Annotated in this window: 23 protein-coding genes; 11 read left to right on the top strand and 12 right to left on the bottom strand. The window is 66.0% G+C overall.

Translation table 11 applies throughout. The annotated features are described in order from the left end of the window. Positions 1-310: 310 nt before the first annotated feature. The 3 genes from dmpG to ACWDUA_RS24480 all read right to left on the bottom strand — a co-directional run bounded on the left by dmpG (position 311) and on the right by ACWDUA_RS24480 (position 3164). Positions 311-1378 (bottom strand): 4-hydroxy-2-oxovalerate aldolase, encoded by a 1068-nt coding sequence (gene dmpG / locus ACWDUA_RS24490; RefSeq protein ID WP_449753630.1) that lies wholly within the window; start codon positions 1376-1378, stop codon positions 311-313. After that, positions 1375-2277: an acetaldehyde dehydrogenase (acetylating) gene (locus tag ACWDUA_RS24485; protein WP_449753629.1), complete on the bottom strand. Its 903-nt coding sequence runs from the start codon at positions 2275-2277 to the stop codon at positions 1375-1377. The genes dmpG and ACWDUA_RS24485 overlap by 4 nt, the downstream gene beginning before the upstream one ends. A gap of 98 nt (positions 2278-2375) precedes the next feature. Continuing rightward, positions 2376-3164, bottom strand: a complete 789-nt coding sequence (locus ACWDUA_RS24480; RefSeq protein ID WP_449753628.1) for a 2-keto-4-pentenoate hydratase — start codon at positions 3162-3164, stop codon at positions 2376-2378. Between the two features lie 471 nt (positions 3165-3635). Here ACWDUA_RS24480 and ACWDUA_RS24475 point away from each other — a divergent pair, with 471 nt between their 5' ends. After that, positions 3636-5255, top strand: a complete 1620-nt coding sequence (locus ACWDUA_RS24475) for a sigma-54-dependent Fis family transcriptional regulator (protein ID WP_449753627.1) — start codon at positions 3636-3638, stop codon at positions 5253-5255. Positions 5256-5309: 54 nt separating this feature from the next. Here ACWDUA_RS24475 and ACWDUA_RS24470 read toward each other — a convergent pair whose 3' ends face one another. Both ACWDUA_RS24470 and ACWDUA_RS24465 read right to left on the bottom strand, forming a co-directional pair. Further along, the gene (locus ACWDUA_RS24470; RefSeq protein ID WP_449753626.1) at positions 5310-6113 is read right to left on the bottom strand and encodes an enoyl-CoA hydratase-related protein; all 804 of its coding nucleotides are present in this window, start codon (positions 6111-6113) and stop codon (positions 5310-5312) included. Between the two features lie 103 nt (positions 6114-6216). Continuing rightward, on the bottom strand, positions 6217-6621 hold the full coding sequence (locus tag ACWDUA_RS24465; protein ID WP_449753625.1) for a winged helix-turn-helix transcriptional regulator: 405 nt from the start codon (positions 6619-6621) through the stop codon (positions 6217-6219). Between the two features lie 119 nt (positions 6622-6740). On the opposite strand from ACWDUA_RS24465, the gene namA reads away from it, so the two are divergent. Further along, positions 6741-7796, top strand: coding sequence for an NADPH dehydrogenase NamA (gene namA / locus ACWDUA_RS24460; RefSeq protein WP_449753624.1), 1056 nt, complete (start codon positions 6741-6743; stop codon positions 7794-7796). A gap of 62 nt (positions 7797-7858) precedes the next feature. Here the strand turns inward: namA and ACWDUA_RS24455 are convergent, their stop codons facing one another. The 4 genes from ACWDUA_RS24455 to ACWDUA_RS24440 form a co-directional block, all read right to left on the bottom strand. Continuing rightward, positions 7859-8137 (bottom strand): cupin domain-containing protein, encoded by a 279-nt coding sequence (locus ACWDUA_RS24455; RefSeq protein ID WP_449753623.1) that lies wholly within the window; start codon positions 8135-8137, stop codon positions 7859-7861. A 206-nt stretch (positions 8138-8343) separates the two neighbouring features. Next, positions 8344-9546, bottom strand: coding sequence for a hypothetical protein (locus ACWDUA_RS24450; protein ID WP_449753622.1), 1203 nt, complete (start codon positions 9544-9546; stop codon positions 8344-8346). Between the two features lie 145 nt (positions 9547-9691). Further along, on the bottom strand, positions 9692-10804 hold the full coding sequence (locus ACWDUA_RS24445) for an NDMA-dependent alcohol dehydrogenase (RefSeq protein ID WP_449753621.1): 1113 nt from the start codon (positions 10802-10804) through the stop codon (positions 9692-9694). 38 nt (positions 10805-10842) lie between these two features. Then, on the bottom strand, positions 10843-12300 hold the full coding sequence (locus ACWDUA_RS24440; RefSeq protein WP_449753620.1) for an aldehyde dehydrogenase family protein: 1458 nt from the start codon (positions 12298-12300) through the stop codon (positions 10843-10845). A gap of 317 nt (positions 12301-12617) precedes the next feature. Here ACWDUA_RS24440 and ACWDUA_RS24435 point away from each other — a divergent pair, with 317 nt between their 5' ends. Next, positions 12618-13940 (top strand): potassium channel family protein, encoded by a 1323-nt coding sequence (locus ACWDUA_RS24435; RefSeq protein WP_449753619.1) that lies wholly within the window; start codon positions 12618-12620, stop codon positions 13938-13940. A gap of 73 nt (positions 13941-14013) precedes the next feature. Here ACWDUA_RS24435 and ACWDUA_RS24430 read toward each other — a convergent pair whose 3' ends face one another. The 3 genes from ACWDUA_RS24430 to ACWDUA_RS24420 all read right to left on the bottom strand — a co-directional run bounded on the left by ACWDUA_RS24430 (position 14014) and on the right by ACWDUA_RS24420 (position 16474). Then, positions 14014-14346: a YciI family protein gene (locus ACWDUA_RS24430; protein ID WP_449753618.1), complete on the bottom strand. Its 333-nt coding sequence runs from the start codon at positions 14344-14346 to the stop codon at positions 14014-14016. Between the two features lie 60 nt (positions 14347-14406). Then, positions 14407-15438, bottom strand: coding sequence for an NAD(P)-dependent oxidoreductase (locus ACWDUA_RS24425; RefSeq protein WP_449753617.1), 1032 nt, complete (start codon positions 15436-15438; stop codon positions 14407-14409). Positions 15439-15559: 121 nt separating this feature from the next. Next, a complete protein-coding gene (locus tag ACWDUA_RS24420; RefSeq protein ID WP_449753616.1) occupies positions 15560-16474 on the bottom strand; it encodes a LysR family transcriptional regulator in 915 nt (304 codons plus the stop codon). 172 nt (positions 16475-16646) lie between these two features. On the opposite strand from ACWDUA_RS24420, the gene ACWDUA_RS24415 reads away from it, so the two are divergent. The 8 genes from ACWDUA_RS24415 to ACWDUA_RS24380 all read left to right on the top strand — a co-directional run bounded on the left by ACWDUA_RS24415 (position 16647) and on the right by ACWDUA_RS24380 (position 25846). Beyond that, on the top strand, positions 16647-17564 hold the full coding sequence (locus ACWDUA_RS24415) for an NAD(P)-dependent oxidoreductase (protein ID WP_449753615.1): 918 nt from the start codon (positions 16647-16649) through the stop codon (positions 17562-17564). Then, positions 17561-19012 carry an MFS transporter gene (locus ACWDUA_RS24410; RefSeq protein WP_449753614.1) on the top strand — a complete coding sequence of 484 codons (1452 nt, stop codon included), beginning with the start codon at positions 17561-17563 and terminating at the stop codon, positions 19010-19012. Before ACWDUA_RS24415 ends, ACWDUA_RS24410 begins: the two co-directional genes overlap by 4 nt. Next, positions 19009-20514: an aldehyde dehydrogenase family protein gene (locus ACWDUA_RS24405; RefSeq protein WP_449753613.1), complete on the top strand. Its 1506-nt coding sequence runs from the start codon at positions 19009-19011 to the stop codon at positions 20512-20514. Before ACWDUA_RS24410 ends, ACWDUA_RS24405 begins: the two co-directional genes overlap by 4 nt. A gap of 62 nt (positions 20515-20576) precedes the next feature. Beyond that, entirely contained in the window at positions 20577-21542 is a 966-nt protein-coding gene (locus ACWDUA_RS24400) for a quinone oxidoreductase family protein (protein ID WP_449753612.1), read from the top strand. Positions 21543-21582: 40 nt separating this feature from the next. Beyond that, positions 21583-22842 (top strand): CaiB/BaiF CoA transferase family protein, encoded by a 1260-nt coding sequence (locus tag ACWDUA_RS24395; protein WP_449753611.1) that lies wholly within the window; start codon positions 21583-21585, stop codon positions 22840-22842. Between the two features lie 83 nt (positions 22843-22925). After that, the gene (locus ACWDUA_RS24390) at positions 22926-23729 is read left to right on the top strand and encodes an ABC transporter ATP-binding protein (RefSeq protein ID WP_449753610.1); all 804 of its coding nucleotides are present in this window, start codon (positions 22926-22928) and stop codon (positions 23727-23729) included. Between the two features lie 27 nt (positions 23730-23756). Next, positions 23757-24620 carry an HpcH/HpaI aldolase/citrate lyase family protein gene (locus ACWDUA_RS24385; RefSeq protein ID WP_449753609.1) on the top strand — a complete coding sequence of 288 codons (864 nt, stop codon included), beginning with the start codon at positions 23757-23759 and terminating at the stop codon, positions 24618-24620. Then, on the top strand, positions 24617-25846 hold the full coding sequence (locus ACWDUA_RS24380; protein ID WP_449753608.1) for an MFS transporter: 1230 nt from the start codon (positions 24617-24619) through the stop codon (positions 25844-25846). Before ACWDUA_RS24385 ends, ACWDUA_RS24380 begins: the two co-directional genes overlap by 4 nt. Positions 25847-25993 lie beyond the last annotated feature (147 nt).

Genomic DNA, 25993 nt, shown 5'->3' with positions numbered 1-25993 from the left:
GACGAGGAGCGTAGCGACAAGTCGTGTCGAAACCCTCTGTCGGCCGACCTCGCCAACGTGACCACTCCGGAGGCGGTCACGCATCCCACGCACGCTGTGGAGATTTCGACACGGGTCCTCGCTCCGCTCGGTCCCGGCTCAATCAGCGTTCGGGGGTCCTCGCTCCGCTCGGTCCCGGCTCAATCAGCGTTCGGGGGTCCTCGCTTCGCTCGGTCCATCTCGATCACCGACCGGCACAGCCGTATCGAGCGGCGATGCCGAGGACGTCACCACCATGTGAAACGGCCGTGGCCCGTGTGCGATACGAGACTCAGACGCCGGCGTTCGCGTCCGCCTTCTTCCTGAGTTCGAGCGCGATGTCGATGAGCTGGTCTTCCTGACCGCCGACGAGCTTGCGGTTGCCCGCCTCGATGAGAATCTCCGCCGCAGAGACCCCGTAGCGTTCGGCATGCCCCTCGGCGTGCTTGAGGAAGCTCGAATAGCAGCCGGCGTAGCCCATCATCATGGCCGAACGGTCGACGAGGCACTCACTCGGCATCGCCGGACGGACCACGTCCTGTGCGGCATCGGCGATCTTCATGAAGTCGACGCCGGTGGTGATGCCGAGCTTGTCACAGACCCCGACGAACGCTTCCGTGGGGGTGTTTCCGGCACCGGCACCGAAGCGGCGGATGGACCCGTCGATCTGCTGGGCGCCGGCCCGGATCGCATTGATCGAGTTGGCCACGGCGATATCGAGATTCTCGTGTCCATGGAACCCGACCTGCGCGTCGTCACCGAGTTCGGCGACGACGGCCTGCACCCGTACGGTGACGTCCTCGAGGACCAAGGCCCCGGCGGAGTCGACAACATACACGCACTGGCATCCGGCGTCGGCCATGATCCGCGCCTGCTGCGCGAGCACCTCAGGTGGCTGCGAGTGGCTCATCATCAAGAACCCCACGGTCTCCAGCCCCAGGTCGCGGGCCAACCCGAAGTGCTGGACGGACACATCGGCCTCGGTACAGTGCGTGGCGATCCGGCAGATCTGGCCCCCGTTGTCCTGGGCCGCGCGGATGTCGTCCTTGGTACCCAGGCCCGGGAGCATCAGAAACGCGATCTTGGCGCGCTCGGCGGTCTCCGCAGCAGCCTTGATGAGTTGCTGCTCAGGCGTTTTGGAGAATCCGTAGTTGAACGACGACCCGCCGAGGCCGTCCCCGTGGGTCACCTCGATCACCGGGACACCGGCGGCGTCGAGGGCGCCGACGATGAAGCGAACCTCCTCCTCGGTGAACTGGTGGCGCTTGTGGTGGCTGCCGTCGCGCAGCGACGAGTCGGTGATCCGGATATCGAGGGTGTCGGAATACCTGCGCGCGTCGGCCATCAGGTCCGTGCTCATGCGCTCTGTCCCACCTTCTGCCTGGCGATCTCCTCGCCCACCTTCGTGGCCGCGGCGGTCATGATGTCGAGGTTGCCTGCATATGGCGGCAGGAAGTCGCCCGCACCCTCCACCTCGACGAAGATGGACACGCGCGCGTGACCGCCGTTGAGTACGCTCGGTGGATCGAACTGCGGGTCCTGCAATAGCCGATACCCGGGTACATATGATTGGATCTCCTTCTCCCGCTTGTGAATCGACTCCGCGATCGCCTCCGTGTCGGCGTCGTCGGGGATCGCACAGAAGATGGTGTCGCGCATGATCATCGGCGGGTCGGCCGGATTCAGGATGATGATCGCCTTGCCCCGGGTGGCGCCACCGATGGTCTCGACGCCCTTCGACGTGGTGCGGGTGAACTCGTCGATGTTGGCACGGGTACCCGGTCCGGCCGAGACCGACGCCACCGACGCCACGATCTCGGCATAGGGCACCGGTACCACCGCGCTCACCGCGTGGACCATCGGGATGGTCGCCTGGCCACCACAGGTGATCATGTTGGTGTTCGGCGCGCCGAGGTGCTCACGCAGGTTGGCGGGCGGGACCACCGCGGGGCCGACGGCCGCCGGGGTCAGGTCGATCGCCACGATCCCGGCCGCCTCGTATCTCGGCGCGTATTCGCGATGTACGTACGCCGACGTGGCCTCGAAGATCAGGTCGGGACGCTCCGACGACGCGAGTAGTTCGTCAGCACCGCCGCTCATCGTGATCAGGCCGTGGTCGGCCGCACGCTTCATACCTTCGGAGTCGGCGTCGATCCCCACCATCCAGCGGGGTTCGATCACCTCCGACCGCTCCAACTTGTACATGAGATCGGTACCGATGTTGCCCGATCCGATGATCGCCGCAGTCAATGCTGCCACGGGTCACCTCCTAGAAGTGAAAGTCCATAATCGTGCTGTCGGTCATATGAATTCGTCGTCTTGTGGTCGGCACCGATGCTCGGCCGCGGAACCGGCGCTCAGGTGAAGTCGAGGGAGACCGAACCCAACCCCGCGAACTCCGCGACAAACCGATCCCCCGCCACCACATCGATCGCCCGCGTCGCCGTCCCCGGCAACACCACATCCCCCGCACGCAACCGCACCCCGAAACCCTCCACCTTCCGCGCCAACCACGACACCGCCGTCAACGGATCCCCCAACACCGCCGACGAATTACCCTCCGCCACGACCCCACCATTACGGTGCAACACCGCATCGACGTCAGCCACCTCGATCTCACCGATCGGGACCCGACCCTCCCCCAACACCCACCCACACGACGACGCATTGTCGGCAATCGTGTCGCACAACGTGATCTTCCAATCCCGGACCCGCGAATCGATCAACTCGATCGCCGGCACCACCCACTCCACCGCCTCCACCACATCGGCATTCGTACACCCCGCGCCCGGCAGATCCGCCCCCAGGATGAACCCCACCTCCACCTCCACCCGGGGAAAGCAGAACCGCGAGGAATCGATCGGCGTCGACTCGAAATACCGCATCTCATCGAGCAGATGACCATAATCCGGCTCATCCACCCCCATCATCTCCTGCATCGCCTCCGACGCCAGGCCCACCTTGTGACCCGCGACCCGGGCACCCGCATCGAGACGCCTCCGAATATTGATCAACTGGATCTCATACGCATCCACCACATCCAACCCCGCAAACACATCCGACGGCCGATCGATCGCCGACGCCGACTGCTCCGCGTTCCACAGATCCCGGGCGACCTGCGCCCGAGTTGCCTGGTCGACGGCCACGTTGTCCTCGCTCTCAGAAGTATGAACGTGTTCTAGTTTAGAACACGTTCCAGTTTTGGTCACGGGGTCTCGGGATCTACCGACGACGAGCGTTCGCGGACCGCCCCACGCACCCGTCCCCTACGACGGCCAGACCACCCGGTCGCTCTGCTCACCCCGAGGTGACCTGCCACCAAGGATCACTCGCCTCAGGACGGCCTCGTGCCGGCGCGCACCGAAGCCTGGACGACCACGATCGCGAGCGTGACGCGTCACCCGAGCCACGATCGCGACACGGAACAGAGCAGAACAGAATGGCCACAGCAGATCTTCCTCGCGGGCCTCGGATCACGTACCCAACGCCCTACCCGCGGTGGTAACCTTCTCGAAGGCGTGCTGTGTGTGCACGGCTGATGGATCACGGCGTCTGCAATGACTGACGTGGATGCGTGCGGCCGAACCCTCGAAGGTTCTGTGCCGCTTGGAGACAATATGCGCAACAACACTTTCGAGGGACTCGAACTCCGGCCGGAGATCGCTCAGTCATGGTCTCGGGCGGCCATCTGCGGACTCACCCCAGCCACGGTCTACCACACCGAGGACCACACCGTCGATCCGGATGGCCCCTTTGCCAGGACGGCCTTTCCGGTCCTCGACCGCTTGCGCGACATGATCGGCGACGGGCGATTCGCCTTCATGCTGACCGACCGGACAGCGCGGTTGATCAGGACCGTGTACACCGACAGCTCCCTGTCCCGGGCGATGAGCTCGATGGGCGCCGAGGTGGGCACCGTCTGGTCCGAGGAACGCACCGGAACCAACGCCCTCGCAACCCCATTCGCCACCCACCGGCCGATCTTCATCCACGGCGACGAACACTTCGTCGTACCGATGAAACGCTTCAGTTGCTATGGTGCACCCATCTTCGATCCGGTCACCGGCCGCGTCGAAGGCGTCCTCGACATCATGATGGACGCACCTGCCGAGAGTCCGCTCATGGTCCCCGTCGTCGACCAGGCCATCCGAAACATCCAGTGGGAGCTCGAACAGAGCCGGACGGACACCACGCGCGAACTCGTCGCCGCATTCACTCGGGCGAGTTCCCGCACCAGCCGGCCGGTCATCGCATACGGGCCCGATCTCCTGCTCAACAATCCCGCCGCGACCGGACTATTCACGACCCCCGACATGGAACAACTCCGCGCCGCCGCCACCTCCGTATCCGAGGGGGCGACCACCTCGTTCACGTTGCAGAACGGGTCCGATGCGAAAGTCACCGTGTCGCACCGATCTTCCGCCGGCACGGTCCTGACCATCCGCACAACCGATCGGGCGCCGATCCCTCGCGGAAGTACGCGGCCGGACACCTATCTGCTGCTCCAGGAAGCCGAGGCCCGGGCTCGCGCCACCGAGCGCTCCGTGATCGTCGTGGGCGAGGCAGGGACGGGTCGGTCGACCGTCGCACATGCCGCGGTGGCCGGACGACCCGTCCACGAGGTGAACGGCGCCACCATCGATCCGGAACGCGCCCGATGGGAACTCCTGGACCACCTCGACAATCGCGACGACACCGTGCTCCTGGTCGAGGACTCCGATCTGCTCCCCGACGAGACCCTGTCCCTCCTCGCGGAACTCGCCCGATCGTCGGCCACCCGGCTCGTGGCGACCTACGACCCGACCGGACGGCCACCGAATACCGCGTTCCTCGGACGGTTCGCCAACCGGATCGACACCCGACCGCTGCGCGAATTGCGCTACGACCTACCCGGTGTCGTCCGCGCCATCAAGCCGCACGGATCTCACTACCAGTTCGACGTCCCGGCGATGAAGGCGATGGTCGAGTACGGGTGGCCGGGTAACCTCGTCGAACTGCAGGCGTCGTTGACGGCGCTGGCGTCGGTGGCGTCCACTCGCGTGATCCGCTTCTCCGACCTCCCGCTGCATATCCGGCAGGGCACCCAGCGCTCGTTCACGCCATGGCAACGGGCATCACGCGACGCGATTCTCCACGCTCTCGAGGTCAGTCACGACAACAAGTCGCACGCAGCCGAGTTCTTGGGGATCAGCCGGAGCAGCCTCTATCACCACATGAAGGAACTCGACCTGTCCTAGGCTCGCGCACCGCCCGAACACGCTGCGCCCGAACCGATCCGGATGTCCGCCCGTTCACGATGCCGCCCAGTTCATCGCGGTACCCTCCCCGAAGCATCGGACGGCGTCGCGAAACCCCTGCGAGGAGTAGGCCTCTCGCACCAGGTCACTCGTATCCGGGAGCCCACTTCGACGCAGCCGGGCCAGGGTCTGACGAGTGGCCGCCACCGTTCCGGCCGATCCATCTCGCATCGACATCGCCAGTGCGTGAGCCGCACGTCCCAGCTCGTCCGGTGTGGCCACGTCGGTGACGAACCCGGCAACGACCGCGACGTCCACGTCGATGATCGCCGCCGTTGCCACCAGGGCCATCAACCGAGCACCGCCCAACCGTTCCGCCAACAGCGCCACCGGATAGGCCGACAGCACATTCCCCAGCGTCCGCGCGATCGGCAGACCGAACGTCGCATCAGTCGCCGCCACCCGGACATCGCACGCCGCCGCCAGGACGAGTCCGGCACCCACACAGACGCCCCGGACGGCTGCGACGGTCGGGACCCCGAGGCCCTCGACCCGCTGCACCAGTTCGACGAATCGTCGGTCGTAGTCGACCCCGTCGTCACCGGTCGAGAACGTCCGGAACCACTCGATATCCGAACCGGAGCAGAACGCCGGCCCGGCACCGCACAGGATGACGACACGGACTCCCGGCGCATTCTCGACCACGTCGCACGCGTCATGGAGGTCGTCATACATCTTCTGGGTGAGTGAGTTGAGTTTCGCCGGTCGACTCATCGTGACCGTCGCAACACCGGTGTCGGTCTCGATGTGCAGATCGACACGTCCGCGCGACCGGTCATCAATCTCGTGATCGTTCATGGGGCAAGGGTATGCGCCGACCGTCACCTTCGAAAGAGGTTGCGGATGAGTATTTTTGCGAATGAATCAGACGAACATTGCTATCCCCGTGGACAAATGGCGGTCACACCTGTCCATCGGAACCCGCTGCCTGCGCCGATTCATAGGCCTCCCCCCAGTCTCTCATCGCAACGATGATCGGTGTCAACGACTTCCCCAGTTCGGTCAACGAGTACTCGACCCTGGGCGGCACTTGCGCATACACGGTCCGCGTCACGATTCCCCGACTCTCCAGTTCCCGCAACTGCCGTGTGAGCATCCGCTGGGTGACATCGGGGATCAGACGGCGTAGTTCGTTGAATCGCCTTGTGCCAGAGAGCAGATGGTAGAGAACTATCGCCTTCCACTTGCCTCCGATGACATCCACGGTCACCGATACCGGACAGGCGAGAGCATGCTCGACAGCTGTGTCGACCGGCCCCGTCACCGCGGGCCCCACGTAGGTATCACCGATGTCACCGACTTCCACGAATGTTCCTTTGGCACCTGAAACTCCCTACTGCACAACAAAGTGCGTACTGAAGTCGACCGATGGTGGATGGATAGAGTCGGGGGCGTTCGCACATCCAGCCCACACAGAGGTTCCGCATGTCTTCCCTCCTGTTGTCCCCTTGGACCATCAAGAATGTCACGCTCAAGAACCGGGTGGTGATGTCGCCCATGTGCACGCACAGCGCCGATGACGAGGGGAGGGTCAGCAACTTCCACCGCACGCACTACACGGCGCGAGCCCTCGGGCAAACCGGTCTGATCTTCGTCGAATCCCTCGCCGTCGACCGCCACGGAAAGATCGGTGACGGAGATCTCGGCATCTGGGACGACCGCCACATCTCCGGCCTCGCCGAACTCGTCGACCAACTGCACGCATTCGGGTCCCGGGTCGGGGCACAGATCTCGCACGCCGGCCGCAACACCACGGCATCCGACGCCGACAGCATCGCGCCGTCGCCCATCCCCTTCACCGAAGGCGCCTCGGTGCCACGAGAACTCACCGTCGCCGAGATCGGCGAGATCGTCACCTGGTTCGGGCAGGCCGCCCGCCGCAGCGCGGCCGCAGGGTTCGACATCCTCGAGGTCCACACCGCGCACGGGTACCTGCTCAACCAGTTCCTGTCTCCCCTGGCCAACCAGCGCACCGACCAGTACGGAGGAAGCCCGGAGAACCGCTACCGGATCGTCGGCGAGATCATCGACGAGGTCCAGAAGTACTGGAACGGACCGCTGTTCGTCAGGATCTCCAGCACAGACCACGCCGAGGGCGGCAACACGCCGACCTCGTTCCTGGAATACGGGCGACTGATGAAGCAGCAGGGTGTCGACCTCATCGACTGCAGCTCCGGTGGTATCGCACCGGTCTCGGTGAACGCGTACCCCAACTACCAGGTCCCCGCCGCCGAACTGCTCCGTCGCGAACTCGACATCCCCACCGGGGCGGTCGGATTGATCCAGACGGGCCGACAGGCCGAGGAGATCCTGCGCAACGGACGCGCAGACCTGGTCTTCGTCGGCAGGCAACTGCTCCGGGATCCCTTCTGGGTCCGCTCCGCCGCCGACGATCTCCACGAACACATCGAGCCACCCGTCCAGTACACGCGATACGGGTCGGTGTGGATCGACACGCCCGCCTCCCCCGTGGCGGTCTGAGTCACCGTCGACACCTCTGCCCTCGCGCCTCCTCGGAGACGGCGCGGGGGCAGAGGTGTCGGTCACACCGACGGTCGGTCGAGCGGGTAGGGATGATCGTCATCATCCGCGTAGCAGATCGCGAAGGCCTTGTTGGTGACGAAGACGAACGTCACGTCGTTCTCCGTCGTCGCCCCGTGCTCCATCCATCCGCCCTCCGGGAACCACACCCAGCTCCCCGGGCCGTACTCGCCGTCGTGCGTGGCCAGGACGCCGTCGAGAACGAACATTCCGTGTGCGTGTGGATGGGTGTGCCAGTGATTGGTGAACCCGGCCGGATAGCGGACCAGACGCACCTCCATTTCCCGTCTCCGGATCGGCGACGAGCTGCTTGATGGGGATCTGGGCACCGGTCTGGGGGATCGTGATGGTCTCCCACGGAACACGATTGGTGTCGAGGACGCCGAGTTCGAGAATATTGGTCGGGATGTCGACGAGCATTGCGCTTCTCCTACTGGTTGTTCGGTGGTCGACGGATGTCGGCCGGGTTCGGATTGGGTGATCGTTGTCATGTGGGGGTGACTCGGACGGAGTCGACGGTCTGCTCCTGGTCGACGGCGACAGCAGCCCCGGAGTCTTGCGATCGAAGACCCCAGGAGTTGAAGCAGAGCAGGTACCACAGTGCCCAGAGGATGCACAGATCGATGAATCCCAGGGCGTTTCCGGCCATGTTCACCCCGGTCCGGGGTTCGTGCAGCACCGGGCCCGCGACGACGAAGTAGTACAGCACGAAGGTGACCACCGCGAGCACGAAGGTGATGATCAGCCGCGCCGAGTACTGGACGTGCAGTGGCCGTCCCACCGTGGGGTGATTGTCGAATGCGTTGGGCCACAGAATGGCCCACATCACCCAGCACACGCCGAGTTGCGCGGGCATGGAGGCGGTCGCGGTACCGATCGCCGCGGCATTGTCGGCGCCGATGACGACCGGGACGAGCCCGCGAAGTGCGAAGAACAGCACGGCGCCGAGGACGAGGTTGCCCACCACGGAGGCGAGCGCGACCCGTGCGGGTGATCCCGCGAGTCGCCACGGCCAGTTGTCGGTGAGGTTGCCGGTCAGGACGACACTGAGGATGCACGAGTAGAAGTAGCCGACGGACACGTCCATCGACAGGATCGGGTTCGTCCCGTCGAGCAGGAGATTCGGGAGCGAGAAGAGTGCGTACACCACGGTGGTCGGGAAGAACAGGGCGACGATCTCCGCGACACCCTTCCACGGCTGTGTGATTCGTTCGTCGGTCCACGGCCAGTGGTTCCAGTTGACGACACTCATCACGTAGAACAGGAATGCGTAGAGGACCCAGTTCGATGCGGCCGCATACCCCGCACCGCCTTCGCGGGAGCCGGCGAAGCTCGGCGCCATGTCGCCGAGCCACGCGGACAGGAGGAACGTGACCAATGCCGCTCCCGCCGCACTGACCGTGACGAGGACGATCCCCCGAAGAGGCTGCCGGAGACCCTCGAAGTGGTGGAACTCGAGATTGAACCCGAGGGCCACCATGATGATCAGGCACCAGAACAGCCAGCTGGTGAAGGGTTCCGGGTAGACATTCCAGCCGACGATGTTGGTGGTCGGGTCCACGAGCAGCCACCAGGAGACCACGGACAGGGCGAGTATCACAGCGGTACGTACGAGGCCACGAGTGAGCCAGGCCCACGAGGCGGACCATGGGCGGGTTCCCCGCGCGAGAAGCGCAGCGTTGTCGGTCATTGCGAAAACCGTTCGTGAGAGGGAGGAGGCCGAGAACACCCCGGCACCGATTCGGTGCCGGATGCGAGAAGCTCTGTTGGAGAACAGATGACAGGGGTGGCCGGCAACGGACGCCGACCACCCCGGGGCGATGATCGCCAGGCGATCAGTGCTGATGTTTGATGATGCCGCGGATGTTCTTGCCGTTCAGCAGGTCATCGTAGCCCTGGTTGACGTCCTCGAGCCGGTACTCCCGAGTGACGAGTTCGTCGAGTTTGATCTGCCCGTTCTTGTACATCCGGAGCAGACGCGGGATGTCGGTGGCCGGGTTGCAGTCACCGTAGAGCGAGCCACGCAGGTGCTTGCGGAAGTAGCTCATCTCCGCGCTGGGGATCTTGATGGTGATCTCGTCGACCCGATTGAGCGCGGTGAGTACGACATTCCCGCATCGCTCGATGATGTTGAACGCATCGGTGACCTGTTCGTCGGTGATCAGATCGGTGGTGATGATCGCGCACTCGACACCCTGACCGTTGGTGAGATGATCGACGAAGTTCTTTGCCTCCTGGGCCGTCTCGAACGCCTGGGTCGCCCCCAGTTCACGGGCCTTGGCCCGCTTGTTGGCCAGCGGATCGACGGCGATGATCTCCGCCGCACCGGCGAGCTTTGCGCCCTGGACCGCATTGATGCCGATGCCACCGATGCCGTAGACCACGACGTTCTCGCCCGGTTTCACCTGGCCGGTGTTGACGGCCGCACCGAACCCGGTCGGTACGCCGCAACCGACGAGAACCGCCTTGTCGAGGGGCAGATCGTCGTCGACCTTGATCGCCGAACTCTCGTGGATCACCCCGTACTGGCTGAACGTACCCAACAGGCACATCGCGCCGTAGTCCCCGCGGGGCCCGGTGATCGGGAACCGCGGTCCGGGCAGATATCCCTCCAGCATCGCCGAACTCATGTCGCACACCGAACTACGTCCGGTCGCACAGTACTTGCACTTGCCGCAGGACGGCGTGAAGGAGCAGACCACCCGGTCACCGGGCTTGACCCGCTGTACCCCCGGACCGGTCTCGAGGATGATCCCCGCGCCCTCGTGTCCGAGCACGAGCGGTAGCCGGGCGATGGTGTCGCCGATGGAGATGTGCACGTCGGAGTGGCACAGACCGCCGTACAGATACTGGATGAGTACCTCGTTCTCGCGTGGTTTGTCCAGGGTCAGCTCCTCGATCTCGATCGGCTTTCCGGGCTCGATGACAACAGCTGCAGTGGTTTTCATGATGTCCTCTCGATGGGGTGAGTGATTTCGACGGGGGTTCAGGATCGGTTGACGTTGACGACGTGGACCTCCGTGAACTCCTTGAGGCCCTCGGTCCCGAACTCCACTCCCAGGCCCGACTGCTTGTGTCCGCCGAACGGCACATCGGGTGTCAGCGCGAAGTGATGGTTGACCCACGACGTCCCGGTCTCGAGACGTGCGGCCAGGTTCGTGGCCCGCTCGACGTCGGATCCCCACACCGATCCACCCAGTCCGTACGGGGTGTTGTTCGCGCGGGCCAGGGCGTCGTCGATGTCGGTGTACCGCATGATCGAACGGACCGGACCGAAGGTCTCCTCGGTGACCAGCGGGTTGTCCTCGACGATGTCTCGCACGACGGTCGGCTGCACGAAGAAGCCGGGGCCGTCACCGAGCGCACCACCGGCGATCACCTGTCCGTGCGCGGAGGCCAGATCCATCCAGTTCTTCGCGGCAGCATGCTGTTTGGCATTCTGGACCGGGCCCATCTGGGTGCCGTCGGCGAGGCCGTGTCCGACGACGGTCTCCCGGGCGAGTCGGGCGATCTCATCGGCCAGGTCGTCGTAGATGGCGGCCGGCGCGTAGATCCGCTTGATGGCGACACACACCTGCCCCGCATTGGCGAAGGCCCACGTGTACAACCCGCGAGCCGCATCACGTACATCGACGTCGTCGAGGACGATCGCCGCATCGTTACCACCGAGTTCGAGCGTGATCCGCTTGAGCTGTTGCGCGGATGCCGCCATCACCCGCCGGCCGACCCCGGTCGATCCAGTGAACGAGACCTTGTCGATACCGGCGTGCTCGGTGAGCATCGGTCCGAGCTCGCCGGCATCGCCGACGACGTTGAAGACGCCGGCGGGGATCACCTCCGCGACGAGCTCCGCGAAGTACATGGTGGCGAGCGGCGTTGTCGGTGACGGCTTCAGCACCATGGTGTTACCGGTGATCAGCGCCGGCGCCAGCTTGTACACCGCCTGGAACAGGGGGAAGTTCCACGGGCAGATGGCCCCGACGACACCTACCGGATCGTGCCGGATCTCGACGTAGGCCGTGGTGTCGTCCCGCACGACCTCCGGGGTCAGCCGGACGGACGCGAAGTGGCGGGCGAAGTCGGCCGACCACTGCACATCGTCTCGTGCCTCGGAGAGCGGTTTTCCCTGTTCCAGAGTGGTCAGCCGCGCGAGCACCTCGGAGTTGGACTCGATGATGTCGGCGATCTGGATCACTATGGCTGCCCGTGCTTCCCAGGAGGTGGCACGCCACGGGCCGAGGGCGCGACGGGCTGCGGCGACAGCGGTGTCGAGCTGGCCGGAATCGGCAACGGGGGCGGTCGCGAACGGAGCACCGGTGGCCGGATCGACGACCGGGGTCGAGGTCGCGCCGGCGACCAGCTCGCCGTCGATCAACTGCGCGAAACTCCGGCTTTCCGGTGAGAATCCCAGGCCCGGGTCGACAGCGATGGATTCGATGGACATTGACGATCCCCTTCGAGAGAACATGAACACTTGTCTCGTCGGGACCGAGGACCTGTGTCCCAGATCACTGCGGCGCCGACCTACGAAGTATTGCGAGCACTCGCGGCGCTATGTGTGTCGGATGCAGACAGTGCCATGTGTACCGGACCGGACGCTCGGCGCGACACCTCGATCAGACCCGACCAACTCCCACTTCTCCTCTGCTGCATTGACTCTCATGGATCGACAACCTAGGTTGAACGTTCATCGTGCCGAGCGGCGCGAGAAGTCTCCGTGCTCGGAGATGCGGGAAAACCATCAACGAGGGAGGTGGCCTGATGGCGGATCTCTTGCCCGATGTCGGATCGATCGGCCCTGTGCGACACAAGCGTTCGCTGATCTCGGATATGTCGAGACGGCTCCGCGCCGGCACGCCGAGGCGTCCCCGAACCGATTCGACCGATGGCGGTGACACCGGTTCGGGGTCGCCGTATGTCATCATCGGCCGGACCTCGGCTGCCGAGCGGGTGGCCACCGAGCTGACCCTGAGGGGTACCGGGGCCGTCCACCTTCCGGCGCCCACGGACACCGACCTGGCGGTCGCGCTCGGTCCCGGGACCCGTTGGGTGGCGATCCTCGAACACGACGACATCCGGGCGCTACACCACGCACTCGCCTGTGCACACCGCGCACCGGATGCGTCGATCCTGGTCACGATCTTCGATCGCACGATCGGCGACGAACTGAAACGCCTGGTGCCACACTGCGAGGTGACCTCACCCGCCGATCTGGCGGTGCCGCATCTGACGCGAATGTGCATCGGCGACACCACACTCGACACCGAGTCCGGCCGAGGACGCGGGTTCTTGCGGGCGATCACCCGAGGTGCCGCCACGGCCGCAACGCACCTGAGCGGCTTCGCACGGACCACCGACGTGGGGTCCCGGATGATGCTCCTCGGCCTCGTCGGCCTGGCGGCCATCGTGGTCGTGGATCTGATGTGGCTCGTGCTCGCCGAGCACCGGACCGTCCCCACCGCATTGCACGAGGCGGTCCGGGTGGTCACCACCGTGGGCCCGGCCGAGGATCCGCACGGTTCGGCCTACGCCGTCCTGGCCGCACTGTCGATGTTCGTCACCGTCATCGTCACGGCCGTCTTCACGGCGGGAATCGTCGACCGGTCCATCGGTCCACGCCTACTCGGCCTGCTCGGGCCGCGTTCGCTGCCACGCAGCGGACACGTCATCGTCGTGGGTCTCGGTCAGGTCGGCGCCCGGCTATGTATCCAACTGCGCGAGTTGGGGATACCGGTCTTGGCCGTCGAACGCGATCACGATGCCCCCGGCCTGCGGATCATCCACGACCTACGTATCCCCACGATCGTCGGCCATGGCATCGATCGTGCGTTGCTCCAGAAGGCGCGGCTGTCGAAGGCTGCTGCGATCGCCGCGGTGGGATCGAGCGATCTGGACAACCTCGCCGTGGCGGTCTCCGCACATGGGATCACCGACAGGCCACGCATCGTGCTTCGTGCAGGCGAACACGACACCGCGGCCGGCACCCGTGCGCTGCTGCCACTGGGGGCGGTCTGTGATGTCACGGCCCTGGCCGCCGACCACGTCGTGCGCCGCCTTTCCCCATGCGGCACCGTCCCGGCCTGACGGATCGACGACGTACGGCCGGGGCCCTCCCCTGCCGAAGAGAGCACCCGGCCCGTGCGCAATACCAGCTGATTCAGTTGTCGAACAACAAGATCTCGCTTCCGATCGACAGGGTCCACGGCTGGACCGTGCGCTCCTGCACGATGCCATGCATGTGGAACGGATCTTCGTCCGAGAGTTCGACCACGCGAGCCGCGGAGTCGACGTCGAAGATCAGCAGGCCACCCAACGGCCCCGGAGCGCCCAGCGGACCGGCCAGGACCAGTTCACCCGCGTCGGACAGCTCCCGAAGGTGGGCACGGTGTTCGGGACGCACGCGAGCAACACGCTCGGCGTCGTCGATGTAGCGGTAGGTCAAGACGAACAGGGACATGACGAGTTCCTCGGGTCGGTTCTGATCGGACAAGGCCCGCCTCCTCGGGCGGGCCGCACGGAATCACACAGCACGGAATCACACTGCACGGAATCACACTGCGACAACCGGCTTTCCGACGTCGGCACCCAGGGTGACCGCAAGCCCGGTGCAGTCGAGCTCGCCGGCACCGGCCGCCGATGCGCCGGCGAAGAGCTGCTGGGCGGCGGTGGCCGTCTCGAGGCGGACATCGTGTTCGGCCGCGGTGGCCGTGGCCAGTCGGAGGTCCTTGTGGATCAGATCGATCATGAATCCGGGTTCGTATCCGTGGGAGCTCGGCGACGTCTCCACCACGCCCGGGAGCGGGAACCAGTTGCGGAAGACCCATGACTCTCCGGATGACCGGGTGACGATGTCGAAGAACACCTGCGGATCGAGCCCGAGTCGCTGGGCGAGGACCGACACCTCGCAGGCGGTGGCCATTCCCACCGCCATCATCGCGTTGTTGACGACCTTCATCGCCTGACCGTCGCCGCTCGGCCCGACATGGACGATGTAGGAGCCCACCGACTTGAGGAGCGGCTCTGCGGCTGCCACATGCTCGATCTCGCCGCCGAGCATGAGGCTGAGGGTGCCGTCTGCGGCCCCCTCCACACCGCCGGACACCGGTGCGTCGACAAAGCCGACACCGTGGTCTGCCGCCGCGGCGGCCAGCGTCTTCGCCATGTCGATGCCGATGGTCGAACAATCCACCACGACCGTGCCCGTGGGCATGTTGGCGAACGCACCATCGGGGCCGGTCACGACCTCTTCGACGACCTTCGCCGACTGCAACATGGTGAACACCGCGTCGGCATCGCGTACGGCATCGGCGATGGAATCGGCGATCTGGACACCGTTCGCCCGCGCCGCCGCACGTTGTGCCTCCGAGATGTCGTATCCGTACACCGTGTGTCCGGCCTCGACCATGTTGCGCGACATCGGCACACCCATGTGTCCCAGTCCGATCCAGGCGATCGTGCTCATCAGAATCTCCTTCGAAAAGACCGGCGCGCCAATAGCATCCGATCTCCGTCGTTGTTGTTCGGTGCTCCAAGTGTCGGTAGACCCGCCTGGGCGGTCAACGCCCAGGTCAACAGCGACCACTTGCAGAATTGCACGAAGCGCCAGCCCAGGCCGTGCCGTTTCACAACGTGAGGAGATCAGTGGTCCGCCACCGGCACCAGACGAGTTCCTCGGCGACACCAGCCGAGTTCCTCGGGCGGCACTAGACGAGTTCCTCGGCGCGCGAGGCGACCTCCTGCGCCAAGGCACTCCGAACCGCCATCACGGTCGGCCTCGTCAGAGCCTCGCGTCGAGCAGCGAGGACGTAGCGCAGACGCCCGTCGAGTCGGAGGTGACCCAATTCGCGGAGCCGGGGTTCCCGCAGCGCCATGAACCGAGGGATCAGGGCGATCGCGGCTCCGCACGCGGCTGCCTCGAGTTGGGCGAAGATGTTGGTGGAGGCGAACCGGACGTCGACCCCCGGCGCATAGTGGCTGAAGTCGAGATCGCCCACCTGTAACAGGGATTCCACGTAGAACGCGATGGTGTGCCCGGCGAGCTCGTCGAGATCCCGTGGCGTGCCGTTGCGCTCGAGGTACTCGTCGGTGGCGTAGAAGGCCAGGCGGTAGTACGTCAGCGTTTCGGTGAACAGCCGCTTGGTCACCGGCGTGCCGACGGCGATCGCGAGATCGAATCCTGCCTGATGCAGATTGAGCTGCCTTGTCGCTGTGAGGAGTTCGATGTTCAGGCCAGGATGCTTCATCCGTAGGCGCTTGAGTGCCGGCACCACGAAGGCGGTCGCGAACCCATCCGGTGCGGTGAGCCTGAAGTCACCGCGGATCGCATCGTCGGATTCCCCGCCCACGGCGCGCGCAACGCTCTCGAGAGCGTCTTCGATGGGTCTGGCGCGCTCGACGATGGAACTACCGAAGTCGGTGAGCTCCCATCCATCGGAAGATCTCGTGATGACTCTTGTGCCCAAGGTCTTTTCGAGCACCCTGAGCCGGCGCGACACCGTACTCGCATCGACGTTCAGATGATCTGCCGCCGCACCGATCCGGCCCGTACTCGCCACGGCCAGCAGGTACCGGAGGTCATCGGTCTTGAGATTCCGGAGGACGGTCTGAGGATCATTCATGACTACCCATCTCGACAGAGAACAGCATGCGACCAGCTATTTTGCACTTTAGCATGTGCATCTTTCCAACTCGGTGCTTGTTTGCACGTCATGTCGGGGCCACGCTGTGACTCAGTTCATCCGCCGCACACCAGGTGGCGGGTGCCCCCAACCACACGAGCAGGAGAAGTCGATGGCGACGATCACATGGATCGGTTTGGGCCAGATGGGTAATCCCATGGCCGCCAACCTGATCAAGGCAGGACATGAGGTCCGCGGCCTGGAGATCAATCCGGTGATGGCAGCAACCGCGGCCACCAACGGAGTCACCCTCTACGATGACGCCGCCACAGCCGTCCGGGGCTCGGACTTCGTGGTGACGATGCTGCCGAACGGCGATCTCGTCACCGACGTTCTGACCAGGACCGGCGGAGTGTTCGACGCAGCCGACCCGCACACCGTCATCATCGACTCGTCCACCGTCGACGTCATCCAGGCCCGACGTCTGCACGATGAAGCGGGGCGCCGCGGTGTGCAGTTCCTCGATGCCCCCGTCTCGGGCGGGATCACCGGCGCCGAGGCCGCAACGCTGACCGTCATGGTCGGGGGCGATGCCGCGGCATTCGACACCGCACGCCCGATCCTCGAAACATACGGCAAGTTCGTCGAACTCATCGGCGGCCCCGGCTCCGGTCAGGCCGTGAAGATCGTCAACAACATGATCCTGGGTACCTGCCTCGCCGCAACCTGCGAAGGTGTCGCGCTCGCAGAGCAATTGGGCCTCGACACCACCGCACTCTTCGAGGTCGTGTCCCGCTCCTCCGGAGACAACTGGGCGCTCCGCCACTGGTACCCCGTCGCGGGCGTCGTCGAGAACTCCCCCAGCGGCCGTGATTTCACACCGGGGTTCACCACCGCCCTCCTGGTCAAGGACCTGACCCTGGCGCTCAGGGCCGGCGAGTCGACCGGAAGCGCACTGGAAACCGCGGGCACCGCCCTCCGCTTGTTCGGCGAGCATCTCGAGGGCGGCGCCGCACAGCTGGACTGCTCCTCACTGATCACGTCGTTGCGTGCGGCTACCGGTGCCACTCGGGTAGGGGCGGCGCGATGACCACGAACACTGTTGGGCCCACTGCGGATTCGCGGAAACGCCCATCGTTGAGGATCATCGGGGCGTCGTCGGCCGGCACGGTCATCGAGTGGTACGACTTCTTCATCTACGGCACCGCCGCCGCACTGGTCTTCGGCAAGGTGTTCTTCCCCAACGCCGGCTCCGACATCGTCGGGATCATCGCGGCCTTCGGAACCTATGCCGTGGGATTCGTGGCCCGGCCCATTGGCGGGATCGTCTTCGGCCACTACGGCGACACCATCGGTCGCAAGAAGCTCCTGCAGTTGAGCCTGTTGATCATCGGGCTGTGCACCGTCGCCATCGGTCTGCTCCCGACCTACGCCATGGTCGGGGTCTGGGCGCCGGTGATGTTGGTGGTCCTGCGTTTCATCCAGGGATTCGCCCTCGGCGGCGAGTGGGGTGGCGCCGTACTGCTCGTCAGCGAACACGGAGGTTCGGATCGGCGCGGTCTGTGGGCCAGCTTCCCGCAGGCCGCCGTACCCGCGGGCAACATCCTCGCCACGGCCATGATGGCCGTACTCGCAGCAACGACCGACGACGACCAATTCCTCGCCTGGGGCTGGCGGATCGCGTTCCTCGCCTCGGCCGCGCTGGTGCTGCTCGGCTACTACATCCGACGTTCCATCGACGACGCACCGGTGTTCAAGGCGGCGCAGGCGAGGGCCGCAGCCCAGGAGAAGCAGCAGTCCCCGCTTCGCGAGGTGCTCCGTGAGCGGCCGCGTGAGTTGCTCACCGCGATGGGAATGCGCTTCGGGGAGAACACCACCTACTACATGGTCGCGTCGTTCACGATCACCTATCTGACCATCGCGGTCCACGCCGAGGCATCCGAGATCCTCGAGGTCATGCTCTTCGCCCACATCGTGCACCTGGTCAGCGTGCCGTTCTGCGGCTACCTGTCCGATCGGATCGGCCGCAGGCCCGTGATCGGGTCCGGCATCGTCCTCGCCGCCGTCTGGGCGCTCGTCGTGTTCCCGATGTACGACACCCACAACACCTGGATCATCTTCTGGGCGCTCATCATCGGCCTCATCGCCCAGGCACTGATGTACGGTCCGCAAGCGGCCTACTTCACCGAGATGTTCCCCACCCGGATGCGCTACACCGGCATCTCGATCAGCGCACAGGTCACCTCGATCTTCGCCGGTGCGGCGGCCCCGATCATCGCGGGCGCGCTCCTCGCGGCATTCGGCGGTTCCGGACCCATCACCGTCTACCTGCTGGCCGCCCTGCTCGTGAGCGCCGTCGCGCTGATCCTCGCTCGGGAGACCCGCGGGGTGGACTACTTCGCGATCGACCGCGCCGACGCGCCGCCCGTCACGGCACCCGCACCCCCCACTCCTGCAACCACCATTCCTGCGACCACCACCAGAGCCCCTGCCGGTGCAGTGGGCGCCGACACCACCGAGGGAAGGACCCTGTCATGACCGACAGCCTGCTGCTGACCACCGAAAACCGCCCCGCTGCAGACGATGTGACCACCAAGCTGATGCTGATCGACGGCTCCTGGGCGGACTCGAGCACCGGCGAATGGCGGGAGATCATCAGCCCGGCCCGGCCCGGCGTCGTCCTCGCCCGCGTTCCGCAGGCAGGTGCGGCAGATGTCAACCGTGCCGTCGATGCCGCACGCCGCGCCTTCGGTCCCTGGCGCGACGCGCATTTCACCGCCCGGCAGCGGGTCCTGCTGCAGATCGCCGACGAGATCGAAAGGCGCGCCGAAGATCTCGCCCGGATTACCGCCGCCGACACCGGCAATGCCATCCGCACGCAGGCCCGTCCCGAGGTGGCCACTCTGGCCTCGCTCTTCCGCTACTTCGGTGGCGTCGCAGGTGAGGTGAAGGGCATCACGCTCCCGGCGGGCGCAGACCAACTGCAGTACACCCGGCAGGAACCGATCGGCGTGGTCGCCGGGATACTCCCCTGGAACTCTCCGCTGATGATCGCCGGCTTCAAGGTGCCGGCGGCCCTGGCGGCCGGCAACACCGTGATCCTCAAGGCGGCCGAGGACGCGCCGTTGTCGATCATCCTCCTCGCCGAGATCTGCTCGGAGTTCCTGCCCGACGGCGTACTCAACGTCCTCACCGGGCCGGGCAGCACCACCGGCTCGATGCTGGTGGACCATCCGGGCGTCGACAAGGTGTCGTTCACCGGCTCCACGGAGGTCGGACGACGGATCGCGGCCTCCGCCGGCGAACGCCTGGCCCACGTCTCGCTGGAGCTCGGCGGCAAGAACCCGTCGATCGTGTTCCCGGGCACGGTGACCGACGCCCTGATCGACGGACTGCTGCTCTCCTCACGGGTCAGCCGTCAAGGCCAGAGTTGCACCGCCGGTTCACGATTGTTCCTTCACCGCGACGTGGAGGACGAGGTGACCGAACGCCTGTCGGCCCGTCTCCGGGAACTCGTGGTGGGAGATCCGCTCGACGACGCCTCCGATATCGGTGCGGTGATCAACGAGACCCAGTTCACCTCGATCCGCGACTACATCGACGAGGGACTGGCGAATCCGAACCTCACCGTCGCAACCGGCGGGACGCCACCCACTGCGGGACGGTTGTCGGAGGGCTACTTCCATGTGCCGACCCTGTTCACCGGCGGCGACAACGACTTCCGGCTCGCCCGCGAGGAGATCTTCGGACCCGTGATCGTGGCGATCTCCTGGACGGACGTCGACGACGTCGTGCGGATGGCCAACGACTCCTCGTACGGTCTGGCCGCCTACGTCTGGAGCGACGACATCAACGACGCGCTCACCACCGCCAACCGGCTCGAGGCCGGCTGGGTGCAGGTCAATCAGGGTGGCGGTCAGGTCGTCGGACAGGCCTACGGCGGCGTCAAGGACAGCGGCATGGGCCGCGAGGTGTCCCTGGAGGGCATGATCGCCGGCTTCACCCAGACCAAGCAGATCAACGTCCGCCTGGCGATCTGATCCGAATCAGACCCGGCCACGAGAACTCTCGATCGAACCACCCAGAAGGGCAGGAGACGGACATGCGCGCAATCGAAGTGAAGAACCACGGAGGACCCGAGGTCTACGAGGTGGTCGAGGTCGACCGTCCCACCGCGGCTGCCGGTCAGGTCGTCGTCGAGGTGACGGTCTCCGGCGTCAACTACCTCGACGCATACCAGCGTCAGGGGATGACACCGGTCGCTGCACCGTTCCTCGCCGGTGTCGAGGGCGTGGGTGTCATCGCCGAGGTGGGCGACTCGGTCACCGACCTCGACGTGGGTCAGCGGGTCGGCTGGTTGGCCGGCGGGCAGGGCAGCTTTGCCGACCACACCGCGGTGGACGCCGGGAAGGTGGTCCCGATCCCGGACGACGTCGACGACGAGCACGCGGTCGCCGTGTTGATGCAAGGCGTCACCGCGCACTACCTGGCCACCGACACCTACCCGATCCACACCGGCGACACGGTGCTCGTGCATGCCGCGGCCGGCGGCGTCGGTCAGATGCTGACCCAGGTGGCGAAGCTGCGGGGCGCCACGGTGATCGGCACCGTGTCCTCCGAGGCAAAGGCTCTCGCCGCACGCGCGGCCGGAGCCGACCATGCGATCGGCTACGACGACTTCGTCACCGAGGTCGAGCGCATCACCGGTGGACTGGGCGTCGCCGCCGTCTACGACGGTGTCGGCGGACCCACCTTCGACGGCAGCCTCGAGTCGCTGGCGATCCGGGGAACCTACGCGGTGTTCGGCAACTCCGGCGGACCGACTCCCCCGCTGGACATCCGGCGGCTGAGTCCGGCGGGCTCCCTGTTCGTCACCCGCCCGACCGTCATGCACCACATCCACACACCCGAGGAACTCCGCCGCCGCACCGACGAGCTGTTCGGCTGGCTCGCCAAGGGCGACCTGACCGTCTCGATCGGCGACCGATACCCCGTCGACAAGGTGACGGATGCCTTCACCGCACTGGAATCACGCAAGACCACCGGCAAAGTTCTGCTCATCCACTGACCCCGGCCCGCCGTCGGCAATCGAGAACACAGAGAAACACATGACGCTGCACAGCACCACCGCGTGGGACGAGAACCCCACGGACACGGCCCCTCTCGACGACATCCTGGTCGTCGACCTGTCGCGGGCACTGGCCGGCCCGCACGCCACCATGATGATGGCCGACCTCGGGGCCCGGGTGATCAAGGTCGAGCCCCCGGGCCACGGCGACGACACCCGCATCTGGGGTCCGCCCTTCGTCGGCCCCGCTGACGACCCGCAGGCGACGTACTTCCTGGCGGCCAACCGCAACAAGGAGTCGATCCAGCTGGACCTCAAGGAGGCGGGTGACGCCCAGGTACTCCGGGATCTGTTGCGCCGGGCCGATGTCCTGGTGGAGAACTACCGTCCCGGCGTGCTCGATCGGCTGGGTTTCTCCGCCGAGCAGCTCGAGGCACTGAATCCCGGACTCGTGGTGTTGTCGATCACCGGCTTCGGCCACGACGGCCCCGAGGGACACCGAGCGGGGTACGACCAGATCGCACAGGGCGAGGCCGGACTGATGGCGGTCACCGGCCCCGATGCGGATCACCCCACGCGCGTGGGCATTCCGATCGGCGACATCCTCGCAGGACTCAACGGCACGATCGGCGTTCTCGCTGCACTCCACGACCGCTCGAGGACCGGACGGGGTGCCATGGTCCGGACATCGCTGCTCGCTGCGATGGTGGGTGCGCATGCATATCAGGGCACCAGGTGGACCGTGGCCCACGAGCAGGCCGCGCCCTCCGGCAATCACCATCCCCAGATCGCCCCGTACGGCGCCTTCGCCTGCGCCGACGGTCATGTGCAGATCGCGGTCGGCTCCGAGAGTCAGTGGACGGCATTCGTTTCCGCCATCGGTATGGACGGCGACGACGGCCGCTTCCGGACGAACGCCGATCGCATGGCACACCACCGTGAGCTCGTGGACGCCATCGAGTCGTCGCTCACCCGCGCCGACCGTGCCCATTGGCTACAGACCTTCGCCGAGGCCGGTGTCCCGTCGGGGGCGATCCGACGGATCGACGAGGTCTACGAATGGGATCAGACCCGGTCGCAGGGGCTCCTGGTACAGGTCGATCACCCCGTCCTCGGGGCGATCGAACTCCCCGGTCCGTCGCTGCGCCTCGAACGCCTCGACGGCGAGGCCATCGGCCGGACCTCGCACACCGCACCCCCACTGTTGGATGCGGATGAGAAGCAGGTCCGCACATGGCTTCAGGAGCCCGAGGCGACGTCGGCACCAGCGGTGTCGACGGGGGCTGCCGGCGCCCGCTGACACCAGACCCGACGGCCGAGCCGGTCAGACCTGCGTCCCGGCTCGGCCGTCGTTCCACGCACCGACCAAGACAGGAGGAATCCGTGAGAGATGAGACCGTTCTCGACATCCGTGATGTCGATCTCGTCCGCGAGGGTCGGACGATCCTCCGCGGGGTCGACTTCACGGTGAACGAGGGCGAGCACTGGGCCGTTCTGGGGCCCAACGGTGCCGGCAAGAGCACCCTGCTCAGTCTGCTCGGCGCCCGTGTCCATCCGACCCGAGGATCGGTCAGTGTGCTCGGCCATGTGCTCGGGCGAGTCGACATGCGGGGGTTGCGGGCCGACATCGGGCACGTGGATCCCCGACACCATCTGGAGGCGCACCTCACCGTCTTCGAGGTGGTGCTCAGCGGGTTGACCAATACGTCGGTCCTGTCGCGTCGCCGCCATCCCGAGCCGGATGAGATCGAGCGCGCCGCAATGCTGTTGGGTGTCACGGGGATGGACCGACGGCGTGAGCTGCGGTGGTCGACGCTGTCGCAAGGTGAGCGGGGAAGGGCACTGATCGCCCGGGCACTGATGTCGCGTCCCCGACTGCTCCTGCTCGACGAACCCGGGACCGGCCTGGATCTGGCTGCCCGCGAACAGCTTCTCACCATGATGGACCTGCTCCGAACCGAGGTCCCGGGACTGGCCACGGTGACGGTCACGCACCACCTGGAGGAGCTGCCGTCGAGCACCGGTCACTGCCTGCTGATGGCCGACGGCGCCGTCGTCTCGGCCGGCGCTGTCGAGACCGTGCTCACCTCGGAGCACGTCAGCGAGTGCTTCGGCCATCCGATCGAGGTGACCTCGGCGGACGGTCGGTGGACCGCCCGAGCACAGCGCACGACACTTGTTCCCTGATCGATCCGATACGGAGGGCTAGACCCGATGACCCAGTTGCGCACGTCCACATCGCCTTGCATCGACGAGCGGCTGGCGCGGTCCTGGCTGCTCGTGAATTCCGCGCGACCCGATGCCCATGACATACCGCCGGGGGCCGACCCCGACGTCGTGGTCTTCGATCTCGAGGATGCAGTTGCGCCACACGCCAAGGATTCGGCACGGGATCGCCTCGTCTCATGGCTCGCGGGTACTCGGGCCTGGGTGCGGATCAACGACCGCACCACCACCCACTGGGCCAAGGACATCGAGTATCTCTCCGGGCTCGACGGACTGGCCGGGGTGATCCTGGCGAAGACCGAATCCGTCCGAGACGTCGCCGACACGGCCGCCGGCCTGGGCCCGGCGACCCCGATCGTGGCGTTGATCGAGTCGGCGCGTGGCATCGAGAACGCGACGGATATCGCGGCAGAGCCACATACGACGCGTCTGGCCTTCGGGAGCGGCGACTACCGACGCGATGTCGGCGTGGCCGACACCGACGAAGCACTGGCCTACCCCCGTTCGCGGTTGGTGGTGGCCAGCAGGGCGGCCGGGCTCCCGGGCCCCATCGACGGGCCGACTCTCTCGCCGGACGACGACACGGTGATCGCACGAGTGGGAACCGGTGCATCACTGGGGATGACGGGAAAGCTGTGTCTGCAGCCGATGCACGCACCACTGATCAACGCGGCGATGAGTCCGAGTCCCGAAGCCGTGGCCGAGGCCCGGGACTTCCTTGCGGCACATGCACTGCGCGGCGGCGTGATCCGGGACGGAAGTGACACCCCACGACTCGCAACCGCCCGCAAGATCGATGCCCTCGCGGTCACATTCGGAATCGAGCCCGCTTTGACCAGCCGATCGCTGTGACCATCGATTGGGCTACGGGCGCATCCGCCGGGACCGTCCCGCGGCGGGTGAGTTCGGCGCCGTGGTGGCTCGTGGTGGTGGTCGGTGCCGTCGTGTCGGGTGTCACGGTGAGCATCGTCTATCTGCCCCAACCGGTACTGGCTTGGGTCGCTTCCACGTTCGGGGTGAGCGCGTCGACCGCGGCATGGACGGCGTCCGCGGTTCAGGCAGGCTACGCGATCGGAGTGCTCACCCTCGTGCCCGCGGGCGAGATCTGTCGACCTCGACGGCTCATCCGGATTCAACTGGTGTTCACCGCTGTCATGCTCGTCATCTGCGTTGTGGCGCCGCAGCTCTGGCTGCTGTGCCTGCTGCTGTTCCTGGCCGGTGCCGGAGCGAGTGTCGTCCAGCTGCTGAATCCACTCGCTTCTCGGGTCGCGCCACCCGAACATGCCGGGAACGCGACCGCCGTCATCGTCGCGGGTCTGGCCGTCGGAATCTTCGGCGGGCGGGCCCTCGCCACCCTGATCGCCGAGGCATGGGGCTGGCGCATCGTCTACCTTGTCGCTGGTGCCACGGTCGCGGCCATGGTCATCGTCGTCGGCTCGGTCCTGGACAGGCATGCTCCACCCGAGCGGGTCGCCACATATCGGGCGATGATCGCATCGCTGCCTGCGATCCTGCGTAGCAGTCCCGCGGTGCGCTACGCCTCGGCGTTGCAGTTCCTCGCCTTCAGTTCGTTCAATGCGGCCTGGACCGTCGCCGCGCTCTACCTCGTCGACCATGCCGGTATGTCGTCGACGCAGGCGGGTGTGTTCGCACTCGTCGGTCTGGTGGCAGCGGTCGTCACACCGTTCGCCGGGACCATGATGTCCGTCATCGGCGACGACGGCGTCCGTGTGGCCGCGTTGGCCATGGGATGCACCGGCGCGCTCATCCTGCTCGTCGAGCCGACCGACACGGTCGTGATCGGGATCGCGCTGGCAGGCCTGGCGACGATGAACTTCGTCGTCCAGGTCCCCAATCAGGTCTCCTTCTTCGCCGAGGTGGCCGCCGCCAGCCCGCGGGCCAATGCGATCTTCATCTTCAGCACCTTCACCGGCGCGGCCATCGGTGCGAAGGTCGGCGCCGAATTGTACGAGTCGTTCGGCATTGCGGGCACGGCGGCGTACTCGCTGTCGGCGGCGGCGGCCGGCCTGACGATCATCGCGGCCCAACGGATCTGGGTTGCCCGGAAGCGACGGTGAGTGCGACACCTGGAGTGGCTGCGGACACGGTCAGCTCACCAGGTTTCGACACGGGTCCTCGCGATGCTCGGTCCCGGCTCAACCACCAAGAGCCACATGATGGTTGAGCCGACGAGGAGCGCAGCGACAAGTCGAGTCGAAACCCCC

The sequence above is a fragment of the Gordonia sp. NPDC003376 genome (assembly GCF_053589235.1).
This window is presented reverse-complemented; position numbering and strand designations above follow the sequence as displayed.